This is a genomic window from Dysgonomonas sp. Shenzhen-Wh21 (assembly GCF_043392705.1).
GTDB lineage: Bacteria > Bacteroidota > Bacteroidia > Bacteroidales > Dysgonomonadaceae > Dysgonomonas.
Genome location: NZ_JAIXHZ010000126.1, coordinates 1 through 16,057 on the forward strand (window position 1 = coordinate 1; position 16,057 = coordinate 16,057).

Consider the following 16,057-nt stretch of genomic DNA (forward strand, 5'->3'; position numbering starts at 1 on the left):
CCTATCCGGCTGCATTGTATGAGGTAAATGCATATTCGAAAGAGATCAAAGATAGCTTTCAGGATGATGCGGATAGGGTTCTATTCCCAAAGCTCTTAGTTCATCTAAACTTTGTCTGCGAATTATCTCCTGTTCGCTTAATTCCAATATATTCATTATTAATCTATCCTCAGATTTTTATTATTTTAATAATATTTTCGCACACGAATAACCCCGCAAAGTTAAGAAATATAATGGAAAACAAACATCTTATTTTTCACTTAAATTTGAGAGACAACACATTCCGATTCAAAATTTAACAAGGATATAAAAATCAAGAGACAAAACACAGGAAAAGAAAATTATATTTTGTTTCTTTATTCTTTCTAATTTTTACACATATAAACCTGAAACAATGTACAACAAAAAGATGTTATTTTCTCTGCTTCTATTGTTCTGTGCCATATCATTGACAAATACTGCATTTTCTCAAAACCGTAAAATTGTCATTTTAAAGCTAGATGATGTAACTGCAGGAGGCACAGAAGGAGTTGTTTCCCCTCGCTGGCAACGTGTCGCAGATTATATAGAAAACAAAAAGATAAAAGCAGGTTTTGGTATAATTGGATTTTCTCTTGCCGAAGACAATCCGGCTTACTTCAAGTGGATTACCGATCGTGCAGAAAGAGGTTTCATCGAGTTTTGGAATCATGGTTATTACAACCGTACCAAAGGCGATACAATAGGCGAATTTGAAGGCACTTACGAGCAACAGCTCAAAGCTCTGCATTTGACTGACAGTCTTGCAAAAGCAAAACTCGGACTTCAGCTTCAGGTATGGGGACCTCACTGGAGTAGCACAAACACGAACACCGACAAGGCTTTGGCTCAATTGCCTCAAATTAAAATGACATTAGGCAGCCCTGTGTCTCCGGTCTACTACAAAGGATATGTATTGCCCAATACCCTAGATATGGAATACCCTGTACATAATCCGAATTATGATGAATTCCTTAAAGCTTATCGTGAAAAATCGAAAAATTTAAACTATTTCTACCTACAGGGGCATCCAAATAGTTGGAACGAAAACCAATGGAAAAACTTTGTAAAAATAGTAGAGTTTTTAGAATCGGAGAATATAAAGTTCGTTACCCCCTCAGAATTTCTAGAAACAATAAAAGGCAAATAAACGCTAGATAGGCTTAACCTCAAATTAACAAAGTTAAATACTTAATTATGTAAAAAACAATGCCGATGGCAGTGTTTTTTGTACCTTTGCACGCTCAAAAGATGGGAGGAATCACTCCTTAACAGTTAAATGCTTTTTAGATGTCAAAAACAGCTAACATTGATGAATTACAAAACAAAAAAATAAGTAAACTTCTTTGGCAGTACGCATTGCCGGCCATAGTAGGAACTATGGTGAATGCCTTGTATAATATTATTGACCGTATTTACATCGGACACGGGCCTAATCTGGGAGACCATGCTATTGGCGGGCTTGGTATTGTTTTGCCGATAATGAACCTTACCGCCGCAGTGGGTATGCTTGTAGGTGCAGGTTCAGCCAGCCGTATTTCAATATGCTTGGGTAGTGGTGATAAAGAAACAGCAGAAAAGATAATAGGAAACTCGTTCCTTATGACTCTTTTATTCACTGGAGTACTTGTTACTACGTTATTTATTTTTCTCGATCCTATATTATTAAGAATTGGAGCCACAAAAGAAACATTTCCGTATGCGAAAGAATTCTTACTTTATTACCTGCCCGGTAATATATTTCTGACCATGTGCTTCAATTTCAACAGCATGATGCGTGCTTCGGGCTATCCCCAGAAAGCAATGTATACGATGCTGATCGGCGTTATAGCCAACATTATAATAGCTCCAATTTTCATTTTCTGGTTCGAATGGGGAATAAAAGGTGCTGCGATAGCTACCATCATTTCGATGTTTATCGGGCTATGTTTTGTCATGTACCACTTCATGAACAAAAATAGCATGTTGCGTTTGCGTAGAAAGCATATTGGCTTAAACAAAAAAATAGTATGGGCGGTGGCAAGCATAGGTATGTCTCCGTTTTTCATACAAGTTGCAGCGTCTATCGTCGTATTCTTTATCAATAACAATCTGAAAACCTACGGAGGAAACATTGCTATCGAAGCTTATGCCATAGCAAATACTTTGATAATGATCATCGTAATGATTATGGTCGGGCTTACTCAGGGAATGCAGCCTATTGTAGGATATAATTATGGAGCCAAAAGAATACAGAGAGTTAAAGAAACCTTGTTTTATACAATAAAAGTCGGTGTGGCTATCGGCTGTATAGGTTTAGCCATAGGGATGCTGTTGCCGGACATGATAGTTAAACCGTTCAATCCGTCACCTCCTCTCGCTGCCGAAACAGCAAAAGCCTTACGGATTGTAACAATTATGTTACCACTAGTCGGATTCCAGATTGTGGTTACAAACTTTTTCCAATGTATAGGTATGGCAGGAAAATCAATTCTATTGAGTCTTACCCGTCAATTCCTATTATTATTGCCAGCCCTGTTTATATTACCGCAATTTTTCGGAGTAAACGGAGTATGGTATTCATTGCCAACGGCTGACTTTTCGGCAACTTTAGTAACTGCAACCTTGTTTATATGGCAGATAAATAAATTTAAGAAAATAGAATCCGCAGAGAGATTATAATATGATAGATCATTTGAACAAAGAAAATATCCTACAGCATTTCTCCATAACGGAGAATGACCTGCTTAAGGTAATAAACGAGGCTCTTGGTAAAGGAGGTGACTATGCCGACATATTTTTTGAGCACACTTTCAGCAATAGCATATCACTCCGTGATGGGGAAGTGAATCGTGCTGCCTCGAATATAGATTTCGGCGTAGGCATCCGGGTTGTTTCAGGAGATCAGACAGGGTATGCTTATGTAGAGAATACCCAAATAGCAGAGCTTCTGAAAGCTGCAAAAACAGCAGCAGGAATAGCCTCTATTCCGTCAAAAGGAACAACTCCGATAGAGATAAAAGAAAAGCATTTCAGAAATCACTATAAAATAGAAAGGCATTGGCTCAATGTCTCTGTAGCCGATAAAAAGTCATTTGTTCAAAAATTGAATGATCGAATTTTCGACTTAGACACTCGAGTCATCAAAGCCTCTGTAAGCCTGAACGATTCTACGTCTTACATTCTATTCTTTAACTCAGAAGGGATTCTTACATGGGATTATCGCCCAATGAGCCTTATGTCTGGATCTTGTACAATGGAACAGGGCGGCAAGATAGAAAACGGATATGCTTCACGTGCCTACCGAAAAGGTTTTGAGTATTTAAACAATGATCTGATAGAGACTTTAGCAAAAGAAGCCGTTGCACAAACCTCTCTGATGTTTGAAGCCATAAAACCCAAAGGCGGTGAGATGCCTGTAGTGATGGGTGCAGGAAGTTCGGGAATCTTATTACATGAAGCGATAGGCCATACATTCGAAGCGGATTTTAACAGAAAGAATATCTCTATATTTTCCGATCAACTTGGGAAAAAAATCTGTTCATCCGACATAAATGTTGTGGATGACGGCACCATAGACAATGCCCGAGGCACAATCAATTTTGATGATGAAGGAGTGGAAACCCAAAAAACGTATATTGTGAAAAATGGAGTTTTGGAAAGCTATCTCCACGACCGAATAAGTGCCAAGCATTACAATGTATTACCAACAGGGAATGGACGGAGACAATCGTTCCGCTATGCTCCCCTACCTCGTATGCGGGTAACATATATGGAAAACGGAAGTATTCCCGAAGCTGACATTATAGCGTCGGTAAAACAAGGCGTATATGTAGATAATTTCACCAATGGACAGGTACAAATCGGAGCAGGAGATTTCACCTTTTTCGTGAAAACAGGCTATCTGATTGAGAACGGAAAACTTACTCAACCTATAAAAGATATAAACATCATCGGCAATGGAGCCAAGGTACTCACCGACATTACAATGGTGGGCAATAATCTGAAAATAGATGAAGGCACATGGACTTGTGGAAAGGACGGACAGAGTGTGCCTGTAGGACAGGGGCTACCTTCGGTTTTAGTACGCAAGCTAACTGTAGGCGGAGAATAATATCAGAAATTTACAGCATAAAAAACAGGATCGATAATTCTCTGAGAAATCGATCCTGTTTTATTTTAAATATCAACTATTGCAAATTACTCATTGATAATACTGAAAAGCTCTTCTGCCGCTTCACGTGGGCCTTCTTTGCTTTTACCATCAATCGCCAAAGAAGTATGCATCTCTCCTATTTTTGCATCACTTTCGTCTAAAGCCAAGAAGAATTTACGTACAAGCTTTTCGGCTTTATCTCTTTCTTGCACAGGACCAAAAGGATTTGCAAAATAAGACTTAACAAGCCCTTTCTCGGTTGTTGTTCCTTTTGCCTTTCTTGCTCCGTCTTCAAAAACCTCTATTGCTTTATCGACATCCTCAAAGAAACTGATCTTTGTTTCCGATTCGGCATAGTTATTAGCATATAGCATATAGTCAATCGTATACCCTCTCGATATAACCTCATAAGTAGATATCGGAATCGTTACTCGTGCATTTATTCTATCGGGGTTAGTGTAGATACCTCTATCCAGCTGCGCAAAAGCATAAGCAGGATCTAAGTCATCGGTACGGACAAAGGCTCCTATTTCAGTACCATATCCTTTTATCTGTCCGTCTGCTTCAAATTGCAAATATCCCATATCATCGAATATTACACGCATGTGACGTATATATTTTTCGTTGAGCGTGCGGAAAGCTTCAAGACTTTCAGATTTACCGGCTCCACTATCACCCATTATGATAATATTTGCTTCTTTACCATTCTTCAGAGCAATATTTACCATAGCCCCATGAATAGGCAGATTGCCTCTTTCCATTTGCTTGATATTATGCAGCGTAAGAAGCATCTTCTTCATATAGCCAAAATAGTCGATATCATCGCAATAATTAGCATAACCAATCAATATATCATTCTTCTTATCCTTATGATAGAAAGTACGTTTTTCTTCATAGCCGTCAGGGTATCCAAATACGTAAATCAAATCAGGTTTCTTTCCTACATAATCATTGCCTTTAGCCAACTCAAACAAGTTAGCAAGACCTAAACCATGACACATAAAATCTTTATGGAAATAGACAAAAGCTAATAAGTTACCAACTTTTGCAGGATACAGAAACCACTCATCCTCATTCAGAATCAAATTAGCCAAAGGATTTGTTTGATGTTCCTGAAAAATACCATCTCTTGTATTCTTCTTTGTATATGAAATATAAGGAGGATTAATAACTACTGTTCCTATAAATGGTATAGATGCAAGCCCCTTATACTCTATCGGGCAATTCCATTGCATATCGTTAAGCATCAAGCCCGCATTCGCCCCTGCGATAGTCTGACGGTATACGCTATGACTGTATCCCATTACAGTTTCTTCTGTACGTCTGTAGATAGATAGAATCAACTCATTAAGAAGTTGGTTTGCTTGCACAAAGCGCACATTTTGAAGACCATCACCCATGCGATTGTTATGAACAACAGTAACCCTTTCCAGCCTTCTCCAATAGTTATAGAGCATTTCTATAAGTTCTATAAACAAGCCTTTATCCTTAAAGAATGGAGCAAATTTATTATTTACTACCAAAAGCTCATCTATTTCACATACAGTCAAAAGCTTCATAACCTCTATCAAAGACAAGGTGAGCTCTTCATCAGTTTTGAAATCTTTAATAAAATAATCGTAAATAATCTGGTTATCTTTCTTTATTCTGAAAATAAAGGATTCAACCACCCGATGAAACGCGTAACTACTTAAAATTTTCTGCCTGTTATCACAATACTTCAAAGAGAAATTGATGATAGCACGACCCCTGTTTAATGTAAATTCTTGCAGCATCTTTGTTATTAATTAGTTAATATATTAGTATCAAAATATTTTTATCCCTAAATCTTTTATCTTCTTTATTTTCTTTACACTCTTTTTCCGAAACAATAATGCGGCAATACATATACCGATTGCCAGACAAAAGAGTAAAGAAGATGTCAATATAAAATTGTAAACCGTGTCGTGTAATAAGAATGCTGTTTTTGCACCCGTCGTTCCCTCTTCGTATATTCTTATACATCCCAGCATCGTCTTGTAGGCATACAAACCCGGTATCATCGTTATACAAGCCGGCAATGTAAATACAACCGGAGGAGTATGTATTTTATGAGCACAATAGATACCCAAAAGCCCTATCACAACAGTCCCACTCAACGTAGCGGAGATCAAGCCAAAACCAAAATACAACAACGTAAAGCGAATAGCATGCCCCAGCCCTCCCAGCAAACCGGCAACCAACAATCCCTTCTTTGGCGTTTCGAACAATAGTGCAAAACCTATAGCAACAAAAAAACTAAGAAGAGCGTCTTTCAATATATCTATTAGCATAATCAAAAGTTATTTATTCCTATTATTGTCATACTAATAAACATACCTACAGCGATACATAAGAGAATAAATCCACCGAATGCTCCACGGGCAATACCTGTAGGGATATACCCTTCAAGCAAATCGATTATACTATTTATCAGAGGAACTCCCGGAATAAGGAATAATACAGAAGTAGCAATAGATGTTTGAGGCAAATAACCAAATCCCGACAAGATATTCAATCCTGATATGGTTGTTGTCACAAACGCTGAACAGATTACAATAACCATCAGGTTAAACTTTCTTTTAATCATCTCCTGACGCACCGCAAGCCCCACGAATGAGGCTACAAAAGCAAAAGCCCCATCTATTAAATTCCCCCCGGCAAGCAGACATAACGATCCGCAAGCTATTCCAATAAACAGACGAACAAGCCAAACAGAATAACGAGAGGTATCTTTCAATCTTTTTATACGCTGGTGCAACTCCTGCAAAGAAATCCGATCTTCGGCAAGTTCCCATGTCAGCAAACTGGTATTGGTGAGTATTCCAAAGTGTACCCCATGATGTATTATCTTTTTATTGGCTGTTACTATGTTTTCCTCATTATCCATATTGGTTACTGATACCGATACAGCAGTAAATGATATCAGCATTTCTACTTTATAGTTTGTCTTCTGTGCTATACGTTGTACATTCCTATTAATTCTTTCACAGTGGGCTCCCGATTCAAGCAAGAGGGTACTGACCTCCAATATGATGTCTACAAATTCCTTCAACGACAACTCTTTGTCTGAACGTGTGTCTGTGTCTTCTACATCTGCACATCGATCATCAACATGCGAATAATCAAGAACGTTTGCGCGCATTTCTTTCTAAACTTTTTACGATTAAACATAAATGTAAAAAGCTCTTTTGAACTTCTCAATGCTGCAATAAGAACACACCTGGATAATAACATCTCCTCCGACAAGAGGGATGAATGAAATTATTAGACATAACACTTTTATCGCGAAGCATTGTCAATCCGATTTAAGGCAGGTATCCTGGCTTTCACCATTTCTATTTTCCTTCCCATCTCTGCACGAAACAGTGGATTTTAAATAGAAACTTTCGCGGTGATTACAGTTGCGCGACAGCTCAGGACTTTCACCTGATTCCCTTTTCATCATTTTCTATGGATATAGTAAATGACACCAAAACCTGTGACAAAGTTATATGTTTTTAAGCATAAAAATAAACATTTAATGTGAAAATGCTTATTGATTGAGACTCTTCTCTTTTTGTTTTCTTTTATATCTTTTTGTATAGGAAAAAATAAAAAAGATGTGCTATTTATTATTTTTTCCTATACCTTTGCCTCCCGAAAGTTCTTTATCATTATTCTTCAACCGCTAAGGTGCCTCAGATATTGAGGAGAATAGGGAATCAGGTGAAAATCCTGGACAGACCCGCTGCTGTAAGCTCCTCCAAAGACTTTGAACAATACTCTATCCACTGTTCTTACACTGAATGGGAAGGATGCTCAAAGATAAAGTAAGTCAGAAGACCTGCCAAGACCATATAGTTTGAAGCTTTCGAGGAATAAAGCTGAAGATTTAGGATGGGACCTTTTTCATAAAGGGAAAAGCCTCCTCTATTTTATTTTTATTCTGTTACATTTATTTAAATACGTCTGTATTTATTTCTTATTCTATTCCACGTAAGCTCTGAAAATTGAGTACTTAGAAATTTATTTTATAACTAAATGGAAGCATATAAAAACTTTAAAGGCACACGGTGGCAAGAGGAAATCAATGTAAATGATTTTATACTCCAAAACTATAAAGAATACACAGGGGACGAATCTTTTCTACAAAACCCTACTGAGGCAACAATCAAGCTTTGGGAAAAGTTAAGCACAATGTTTATTGAAGAAAAAGAGAAAGGCATATATGATGCCGAGACTCGAATACCTTCTCAAATTGATGCTTATGGACCCGGATATATAGACCAAGAGCTGGAAAAAATTGTAGGAGTTCAAACAGACAAACCGCTAAAAAGAGCAATATTCCCTAACGGAGGTCTCCGTATGGTGAAACAGAGTTTGGCCGAATATGGTTATAAACTCGACAAAGGAACAGAAGAAATATTCTCAAAATACAGACGCACACACAACGAAGGAGTATTCGCAGCTTATACCGACAGCATCCGCAGAGCCAGAAGTAACGGATTGTTAACCGGCCTACCCGATGCTTACGGACGTGGACGTATTATCGGCGATTATCGCAGAGTAGCTCTTTACGGTGTAGATCGATTAATATCGGAACGAGAAAAACGTTTCCAAGAATGTGACCCAATTGTAATGACAGACGATCTGATTCGTCTTCGGGAAGAGCTAAGTTCGCAAATAGAAGCATTACTAGCCTTGAAACGTATGGCTGCTTCGTACGGGTTTGACATTTCTCAACCGGCGAATACAGCCCAAGAAGCTATCCAATGGACATACTTTGGATACCTGGGAGCTATCAAAGACCAAAACGGTGCAGCAATGAGCCTCGGACGTGTAACCACTTTCCTCGATATCTATATTGAAAGAGATTTGCAGGCAGGCTTAATAACCGAAATAGACGCACAAGAGCTTATCGATCATTTTGTGATGAAGCTACGTATTGTCCGTTTCCTTCGCACTAATGAATACAATGAACTATTTTCGGGAGATCCGGTATGGGTAACCGAATCGATCGGAGGTATGACAAACAACGGAAAGTCGATGGTTACGAAAAATAGCTACCGTATGCTTCATACACTATACAACCTAGGGCCTGCACCCGAACCTAATCTAACAATATTATGGAGCGACCGTTTACCCGAAAGCTGGAAGCATTATTGCGCCAAGGTTTCTATCGATACTTCATCACTTCAGTACGAGAATGACGACCTGATGCGCCCTCAACTAGGCGATGATTACGGCATAGCATGTTGTGTATCACCGATGCGAATAGGACATCAGATGCAATTCTTCGGTGCAAGAGCGAACTTGCCTAAAGCATTGCTATATACGATAAATGGAGGTAAAGACGAAATAACTAAAGCGCAAGTATTACCAAAACACTGGGTAGAAAAGGTATCAGGAGAGTATCTTGACTTTGAAGAAGTTTGGGAAAAATTTGACCGCACCTTGGATTGGGTTGCCGAAACTTACGTAAAAGCATTAAATATCATCCATTATATGCACGATAAATATTCATACGAAGCTTTAGAAATGGCTTTGCATGATGTTGATATCGTTCGGACACAAGCATTCGGGGTTTCGGGGTTATCCATTATCGCTGACTCTTTTGCTGCTATCAAGTATGGAAAAGTACGCATCGTAAGAAATGAAGAAGGTGACGCAGTCGACTATATTATAGAAAAAGATTACGTTCCGTTTGGAAACAACGACGACAAGACCGACAGGTTTGCTGTGGAAATAGTAGAAAAGTTCATGAGCAAAATCCGTAAACGTAAGATGTATAAAGATGCTATACCTACACAATCAGTGTTAACCATCACTTCAAACGTTGTTTACGGAAAGAAAACAGGAAACACCCCTGACGGACGACGTGGAGGAACACCTTTTGCTCCGGGAGCCAACCCTATGCATGGGCGTGATACCAGAGGAGCTGTAGCATCACTTTCATCTGTAGCGAAGCTTCCGTTTGCTCATGCAAATGACGGCATATCATATACTTTCGCTATTACGCCAAACACATTGGGTAAAAACAGAAAAGAAGAAGCTCAAAACCTCAGCGGACTTCTTGATGGTTACTTCTTACAAACAGGTCACCATCTCAACGTTAATGTATTTGACAGGAATCTGCTTATCGATGCGATGGAACATCCTGAAAAATATCCTCAGTTGACAATACGTGTATCAGGTTATGCTGTTAATTTCGTAAAACTTACAAAAGAGCAGCAATTAGATGTGATAAACAGAACGATTACTACATCATTCTGATACCCCATTAATACATATATGGTTGCCCCAAAAGTGTTTTAAATTTTGGGGCAATATCTTCTCTTATTAGGAAGAAAATCAATTATGAAAGGTTTAATTCATTCTTTCGAGTCTTTTGGAACTAAAGACGGCCCGGGTATAAGGTTTGTATTTTTTATGCAGGGCTGCCCTCTTCGTTGCCTCTATTGCCATAACCCAGACACATGGAATATGAACGATAAGGAGTACGAACTGATTCCGGAAGAGGCTTTCGAAGAAGTAAAGAAGGTAAAAAACTTCATACGCAATGGGGGTATAACCATTTCGGGAGGAGAACCCCTGCTACAACCTCAGTTTATTATCGAACTATTTAAGATGTGCAAGAATGAAGGTTTACATACAGCTATAGACACATCAGGATATATATTAAATGATAAGGTAAAGGAAGTTTTAGAGTACACAGATCTTGTACTGCTAGATATTAAACATATCAATCCTGATAAATATAAAAACCTCACAGCAAAACCACTAGAGCCAACACTTCGCTTCATGCAGTATCTCACTGAAATTGAGAAACCTGTTTGGCTAAGATATGTGTTCGTTCCGGGCTTCACCGACGATGAAAAAGACCTGAATGACTGGGCAAAACAGGTTTCTGGATATAAAAATGTACAACGAGTAGATATTTTGCCTTTTCATCAAATGGGATTACATAAATGGGAGCAGTTAGGCGAAGACTACAAGTTTAAAGATATTGCACCTCCCGAACAGTCGGAAATAGAGAAGGCTGAAAATATTTTCCGAAGTTATGGACTTAAGGTCTGATATATATATTATTCATAAAACATTTTTCTTTACAAAAACAAAAAAAGATCATCAATAGGAATATAAAATTTTATTTTTAGAAAATTTTTCAACAATAATAAAACTACAACAAACTCATAAAAAGCCAATTAACAACAAATAGAGAAAACTTAAATCAGAAAACACTTAAATAAAATATCCAATCAAGTCTTTTATTAAGTAAAATCATATAACTTTGTTAACATATACGGTTCCGAATATAATCGGATGAAAAGGGAATCAGGTGAAAGACCTGAACTATCCCCGTAGCTGTAAATTTCAGAAAGGTAGTTGGACTCTCACACCACTGTCAACGAATACTGATGGGAAGGTTACCAACTGCGAAATAAGTCAGAAGACCTGCCGTATATACATTCTAGCTTTCGGGAGAAAAGCAGCAGAATTATACAACATATTCACTTCAAATAAGTATGTGTACTTCCCTGCTCCTGTCAGTTATATTTTAATTGATACAATAAAAGTATAAACGATAACGAATATGATTCAGACAGTTGTAAAAAGAGACGGACGTATCGTCGGTTTTAATGAGGAAAAAATCATGGCAGCAGTTCGTAAAGCCATGCTACACACCGAACAAGGAGAAGACTCCATTCTAATAAGACGTATTACAGACTATGTATCCTGTCAGGGCAATGAGCAAATGACAGTAGAGCAGATACAAGACATGGTAGAAATGGAGTTGATGAAAAGCCCTCGCAAAGAGGTGGCAAAAAAATACATCGCCTATCGTGACAAACGCAGCATTGCCCGCAAAGCAAAAACGCGAGACATGTTTCTGGAAATTATAGATACTAAATCAAACGATATCACGCGCGAAAATGCAAACATGAACGCCGACACACCTGCCGGCATGATGATGAAGTTTGCTAGCGAAACCACCAAACCATTTGTCGATGATTATTTATTATTGCCGGAGGTAAAAGAAGCTGTTCGCCTCAACTATCTGCATATACACGACAAAGATTATTATCCAACCAAAAGCCTTACTTGCGTACAACACCCTTTAGATAAGATATTACAGAATGGCTTTTTTGCAGGGCATGGAGAATCTCGTCCGGCAAAACGCATCGAGACAGCCAGTATGCTAGGTTGTATCTCTCTGGAAACAGCACAAAATGAAATGCATGGCGGACAGGCCATTCCTGCTTTTGACTTTTACTTGGCTCCATTTGTACGTAAGAGCTTTATTGAAGAAATAAAAGTTCTGGAACAGGTTACAGGAATAGAATACAAACATTTGTACGAAACAGAAATAGAAGATTATATCCCTTGTTCGGTCAAAGATTTAGCAGGGGAAAAACGAATTATACAGCATGCCATAAACAGAACAGTGAGCAGAGTTCATCAATCGATGGAGGCCTTTATTCACAACATGAACACAATCCATTCTCGTGGAGGGAATCAGGTCGTATTCAGCTCTGTCAATTACGGAACGGACACCTCTGCCGAGGGTCGCTGTATCATTCGTGAATTGCTCCACAGCACATACGAGGGTGTAGGAAGTGGCGTAACGGCTATTTTCCCTATACAGATATGGAAGAAGAAACGAGGCGTAAACTATTTGCCGGATGACAAAAACTATGATCTTTATATACTAGCAAGCAAGGTAAGTGCCCGCCGTTTCTTCCCTAACTTTTTGAATCTGGATGCGACATTCAACCAACATGAAGATTGGAAAGCGGACGATCCTCGCCGATTCGAACACGAAGTGGCTACAATGGGTTGCCGCACACGGGTTTTCGAAAATCGCTTTGGAAAGAAGACATCTATCGGACGGGGAAATCTCTCTTTCTCCACCATCAACCTTGTACGCATTGCCTTAGAATGCAGAAATATAGAAAATGAAAAAGAAAGAATAGATTGCTTCTACAGCAAACTAAACCAGATACTCGACTTAACCGCATTACAATTGCATCGCCGTTTCGAGTTTCAGAAAACTGCCGCACCTAAACAGTTTCCATTACTAATGTCTGTATTATGGGAAGGATGCGAGCAAGTAAAAGAAGAAAACACGATAGAGAAGGTAATTAATCAGGGCACATTGGGCATTGGCTTTATAGGACTTGCCGAAGCTCTTGTTGCACTTGTAGGTAAACATCATGGAGAAGATGAGCAAGCTCAAAAACTCGGACTGGAGATAGTAACTTATATGAAAGATCGAGTAAATGAATTCTCAGAAAAATATCAGCATAATTACAGTGTACTTGCAACCCCTGCCGAAGGGCTCGCCGGACGCTTTACCCGTCGAGACAAAAAAGACTTTGGGCTAATCAAGGGCATCACCGATCGTGAATATTACACCAACTCCAATCACGTACCCGTATATTACCAATGCAGCGCACATCAGAAAGCAAAGACAGAAGCTCCTTATCATGACCTAACTCGAGGAGGACATATCTTTTATGTAGAGATAGACGGTGATGCCACACACAACCCCGATGCTATATTGACAGTAGTGGATATGATGGATAAATATAATATGGGGTATGCATCAGTCAATCACAACCGTAATCGTTGTTTGAAATGCGGCTATGAAAATTCGGATACAAAGCTCACCCGATGCCCGAAATGCGGTAGCAACGAAATAGATCGCCTGCAACGCATAACAGGTTATTTGGTAGGGACAACAGACCGATGGAACAGCGCAAAACTAGCAGAGCTAAACGACCGCATTATTCATGAATAAGCTATCGATACTAAACGTTATACATGACACTACCGTAGATGGCCCCGGATTCAGGACAGCCATCTACGCTGCCGGTTGTACACACAGATGCCCGGGATGCCACAACCCACAATCGTGGGATATAGAAAATGGCACACCACACACCATTGATCAGCTATTAGAGATAATAAAAGAAGATGAATTTGCAAACGTTACTTTCTCGGGTGGAGACCCGCTGTTTCAAGTAGAAGGTTTCACAGAACTTGCACAACGAATAAAAAGAGGAACAAACAAAAATATTTGGTGCTATACGGGTTTTTTATATGAAGACATTCTAAAATCGGATAGACTTTCTCAGATTCTTCCTTTTATTGATGTTTTGGTAGACGGCAAATATATTGAAGCACTGCGAAGCGAAGATTTACGATTCAGGGGCAGCAACAATCAAAGAATCATAAATGTACGAGCTTCTTTGAATGAACGCCAAGATTCATACCCAATATTAAAAAGTTCTCATTACAATGAGAATAGTATCTTAAAATCTTAAACTTATTTATTAATATTGCCTTGTTATTAATGGCAACATTCTGCTAAAATGAAAATAGAAAAAATAACAGAGGATAAAGACCGGTTTATGAATCTGCTGCTATTGGGCGATGAACAGGAAAGCATGATCTACAGATATTTAGAAAGAGGAGAACTATTTGCGCTATACGACACTTATCTAAAAACCGTTTGTGTCGTTACTCAAGAAGACGAGAAAACTTTCGAAATCAAAAATATTGCAACTTACCAAAAAGCACAGGGGAAAGGATACGGGAGTTTAATGATGAGATACATAATTGACAACTATAAAGATAAATGTGACATATTATTGGTTGGTACAGGCGACGATCCTACTATATTGTCATTTTACAAAAAATTTGGCTTTGTATATTCACACACCGTAAAAAACTTTTTCATAGACAATTACGACCATCAAATATTTGAAAATGGCAAGCAACTAATAGACATGGTTTATCTAAAAAATGAAATGAAAAAATCCTGACAGATTTCTCTATCAGGATTGCTGTGCACCCTTAACAGTTCTACTCTCAAACCTATATTTTGGAATTTGATCGCTTTATTGCCTTTTATCACACAAAGGAGCAATATCCCGTAAGGTTTTTAGATAGTGGATAAATTCGAGAGTATCTTTATGCGTGCTAATTATAGCATCAGATTGAGACTGTATGAATAGAATGACATAGTTATATAAAAATTCATCCAATAGTTTAGCAAAGTCTTTAGGAGAAATGTCTTCTTTAAAGAATGTATATATCGGTTCCAGATCTATATCCCCTCTTTCTAATTTTTCCATAAATGTTTGCATTAGGCTTACTGCACTTTTGTATTTGTAAGGGTTGCTATATTTGAGTTTGTATAATTCACAATTGCAAAGTAAAGGGCACAGCGTCTTATATCCTATCAATTGAGACAATAAGATATCAGAAAAACAAATAATATATTAATATCCTAACTGTTAAAATATTATCCTCACAAATAAATTATTATTTGCTCTAAATGCTTATTTTTGCATATAAACAAATTCACAAATAGAAAGACATGGAAGAAACAAGCATAAAGAAGAGCAATCATGGTCCAAACGTTCGCCGTTGGAGAGAATGGCGAAACATTAATCAAGATGTTCTGGCAGAGCAAATAGGAGTATCACAAGCTACTCTTTCGAGCTATGAGAAAAAGGATAAGCTCGAACAGGATATTTTAGAGAAGATTGCTAAGGTTTTGGATATTCCTGTTGAGGCTATTACTGAGCTTGAACAAGGAGCTTCCATCAATATTGTAAATGCTTATGATAATTCAGGTTCTATAAACTACTCCCCGACATTTAACCCGTTAGATAAAATAGTTGAGCTTTACGATGAAAAGATCGCTTTATACGAAAGAATGTTGAAGGATAAAGAGGAGGCTATTTCTTTATTGCATGAGGTATTGAAAGAGAGGAAGGGGTGAAATTCTGATAGGCTCACAAAAATGAAAAACACAAAGATTGAATTTATTGAAGATTTAGACTTGATTTATGAGTTAAGAAGGGAAGGATTCCTAAAATCATAAAAAATTTA

General features: G+C 38.2%; 14 protein-coding genes and 3 riboswitches. Of the genes, 10 read left to right on the plus strand and 4 right to left on the minus strand.

Translation table 11 applies throughout. From position 1 onward, the window contains the following. The 4 genes from LDB17_RS08195 to LDB17_RS08210 all read left to right on the plus strand — a co-directional run. Window positions 1-299, plus strand: a 299-nt coding sequence (locus LDB17_RS08195; protein WP_393924995.1) for a hypothetical protein, incomplete at its 5' end; no start/stop codon positions are given. A gap of 95 nt (window positions 300-394) precedes the next feature. Next, window positions 395-1,168, plus strand: coding sequence for a DUF2334 domain-containing protein (locus LDB17_RS08200; protein ID WP_252637893.1), 774 nt, complete (start codon window positions 395-397; stop codon window positions 1,166-1,168). A gap of 140 nt (window positions 1,169-1,308) precedes the next feature. Next, window positions 1,309-2,679: an MATE family efflux transporter gene (locus LDB17_RS08205; protein ID WP_252637894.1), complete on the plus strand. Its 1,371-nt coding sequence runs from the start codon at window positions 1,309-1,311 to the stop codon at window positions 2,677-2,679. Between the two features lies 1 nt (window position 2,680). After that, the gene (locus LDB17_RS08210) at window positions 2,681-4,111 is read left to right on the plus strand and encodes a TldD/PmbA family protein (protein WP_252637895.1); all 1,431 of its coding nucleotides are present in this window, start codon (window positions 2,681-2,683) and stop codon (window positions 4,109-4,111) included. Between the two features lie 86 nt (window positions 4,112-4,197). Here the strand turns inward: LDB17_RS08210 and LDB17_RS08215 are convergent, their stop codons facing one another. Genes LDB17_RS08215 through LDB17_RS08225 form a run of 3 tightly spaced genes read right to left on the minus strand, consistent with a single transcriptional unit; the run spans window position 4,198 to window position 7,316 of the window. After that, window positions 4,198-5,928, minus strand: a complete 1,731-nt coding sequence (locus tag LDB17_RS08215; protein ID WP_135105689.1) for a phosphoenolpyruvate carboxykinase — start codon at window positions 5,926-5,928, stop codon at window positions 4,198-4,200. A 30-nt stretch (window positions 5,929-5,958) separates the two neighbouring features. Then, window positions 5,959-6,465: a threonine/serine exporter family protein gene (locus tag LDB17_RS08220; RefSeq protein ID WP_006841894.1), complete on the minus strand. Its 507-nt coding sequence runs from the start codon at window positions 6,463-6,465 to the stop codon at window positions 5,959-5,961. Between the two features lie 2 nt (window positions 6,466-6,467). Continuing rightward, complete coding sequence (locus LDB17_RS08225) at window positions 6,468-7,316, minus strand: threonine/serine exporter ThrE family protein (RefSeq protein ID WP_252637896.1); 849 nt, start codon at window positions 7,314-7,316, stop codon at window positions 6,468-6,470. Window positions 7,317-7,465: 149 nt separating this feature from the next. Continuing rightward, window positions 7,466-7,663, minus strand: a riboswitch (cobalamin riboswitch). 164 nt (window positions 7,664-7,827) lie between these two features. Next, a riboswitch (cobalamin riboswitch) is annotated at window positions 7,828-8,020 on the plus strand. A 174-nt stretch (window positions 8,021-8,194) separates the two neighbouring features. On the opposite strand from LDB17_RS08225, the gene pflB reads away from it, so the two are divergent. The 5 genes from pflB (at window position 8,195) to LDB17_RS08250 (ending at window position 14,982) form a co-directional block, all read left to right on the plus strand. Beyond that, window positions 8,195-10,426 carry a formate C-acetyltransferase gene (gene pflB, locus LDB17_RS08230; protein ID WP_252637897.1) on the plus strand — a complete coding sequence of 744 codons (2,232 nt, stop codon included), beginning with the start codon at window positions 8,195-8,197 and terminating at the stop codon, window positions 10,424-10,426. Between the two features lie 84 nt (window positions 10,427-10,510). Then, window positions 10,511-11,230 (plus strand): pyruvate formate-lyase-activating protein, encoded by a 720-nt coding sequence (pflA, locus tag LDB17_RS08235; protein ID WP_252637898.1) that lies wholly within the window; start codon window positions 10,511-10,513, stop codon window positions 11,228-11,230. A 210-nt stretch (window positions 11,231-11,440) separates the two neighbouring features. Further along, window positions 11,441-11,631: riboswitch (cobalamin riboswitch) on the plus strand. A gap of 116 nt (window positions 11,632-11,747) precedes the next feature. After that, complete coding sequence (locus LDB17_RS08240; protein WP_252637899.1) at window positions 11,748-13,955, plus strand: anaerobic ribonucleoside triphosphate reductase; 2,208 nt, start codon at window positions 11,748-11,750, stop codon at window positions 13,953-13,955. Then, window positions 13,948-14,481: an anaerobic ribonucleoside-triphosphate reductase activating protein gene (gene nrdG / locus LDB17_RS08245; protein WP_252637900.1), complete on the plus strand. Its 534-nt coding sequence runs from the start codon at window positions 13,948-13,950 to the stop codon at window positions 14,479-14,481. Before LDB17_RS08240 ends, nrdG begins: the two co-directional genes overlap by 8 nt. 48 nt (window positions 14,482-14,529) lie before the next feature. Next, on the plus strand, window positions 14,530-14,982 hold the full coding sequence (locus LDB17_RS08250; RefSeq protein ID WP_252637901.1) for an N-acetyltransferase: 453 nt from the start codon (window positions 14,530-14,532) through the stop codon (window positions 14,980-14,982). A 75-nt stretch (window positions 14,983-15,057) separates the two neighbouring features. Here the strand turns inward: LDB17_RS08250 and LDB17_RS08255 are convergent, their stop codons facing one another. Next, on the minus strand, window positions 15,058-15,294 hold the full coding sequence (locus LDB17_RS08255; RefSeq protein WP_252637902.1) for a hypothetical protein: 237 nt from the start codon (window positions 15,292-15,294) through the stop codon (window positions 15,058-15,060). A gap of 245 nt (window positions 15,295-15,539) precedes the next feature. Between LDB17_RS08255 and LDB17_RS08260 the strand changes: the two genes are divergently transcribed. Beyond that, a complete protein-coding gene (locus LDB17_RS08260; RefSeq protein ID WP_252637903.1) occupies window positions 15,540-15,947 on the plus strand; it encodes a helix-turn-helix domain-containing protein in 408 nt (135 codons plus the stop codon). Window positions 15,948-16,057 lie beyond the last annotated feature (110 nt).

Bases quoted from the DNA above. Each gene is read 5' to 3' on its own strand.
- pflB (WP_252637897.1), top strand. From the start codon at position 8,195: ATGGAAGCATATAAAAACTTTAAAGGCACACGGTGGCAAGAGGAAATC.
- LDB17_RS08210 (WP_252637895.1), top strand. From the start codon at position 2,681: ATGATAGATCATTTGAACAAAGAAAATATCCTACAGCATTTCTCCATA.
- nrdG (WP_252637900.1), top strand. From the start codon at position 13,948: ATGAATAAGCTATCGATACTAAACGTTATACATGACACTACCGTAGAT.
- LDB17_RS08205 (WP_252637894.1), top strand. From the start codon at position 1,309: ATGTCAAAAACAGCTAACATTGATGAATTACAAAACAAAAAAATAAGT.
- LDB17_RS08250 (WP_252637901.1), top strand. From the start codon at position 14,530: ATGAAAATAGAAAAAATAACAGAGGATAAAGACCGGTTTATGAATCTG.
- LDB17_RS08220 (WP_006841894.1), bottom strand. From the start codon at position 6,465: ATGCTAATAGATATATTGAAAGACGCTCTTCTTAGTTTTTTTGTTGCT.
- LDB17_RS08255 (WP_252637902.1), bottom strand. From the start codon at position 15,294: ATGGAAAAATTAGAAAGAGGGGATATAGATCTGGAACCGATATATACA.
- LDB17_RS08225 (WP_252637896.1), bottom strand. From the start codon at position 7,316: ATGCGCGCAAACGTTCTTGATTATTCGCATGTTGATGATCGATGTGCA.
- pflA (WP_252637898.1), top strand. From the start codon at position 10,511: ATGAAAGGTTTAATTCATTCTTTCGAGTCTTTTGGAACTAAAGACGGC.
- LDB17_RS08260 (WP_252637903.1), top strand. From the start codon at position 15,540: ATGGAAGAAACAAGCATAAAGAAGAGCAATCATGGTCCAAACGTTCGC.
- LDB17_RS08200 (WP_252637893.1), top strand. From the start codon at position 395: ATGTACAACAAAAAGATGTTATTTTCTCTGCTTCTATTGTTCTGTGCC.
- LDB17_RS08215 (WP_135105689.1), bottom strand. From the start codon at position 5,928: ATGCTGCAAGAATTTACATTAAACAGGGGTCGTGCTATCATCAATTTC.
- LDB17_RS08240 (WP_252637899.1), top strand. From the start codon at position 11,748: ATGATTCAGACAGTTGTAAAAAGAGACGGACGTATCGTCGGTTTTAAT.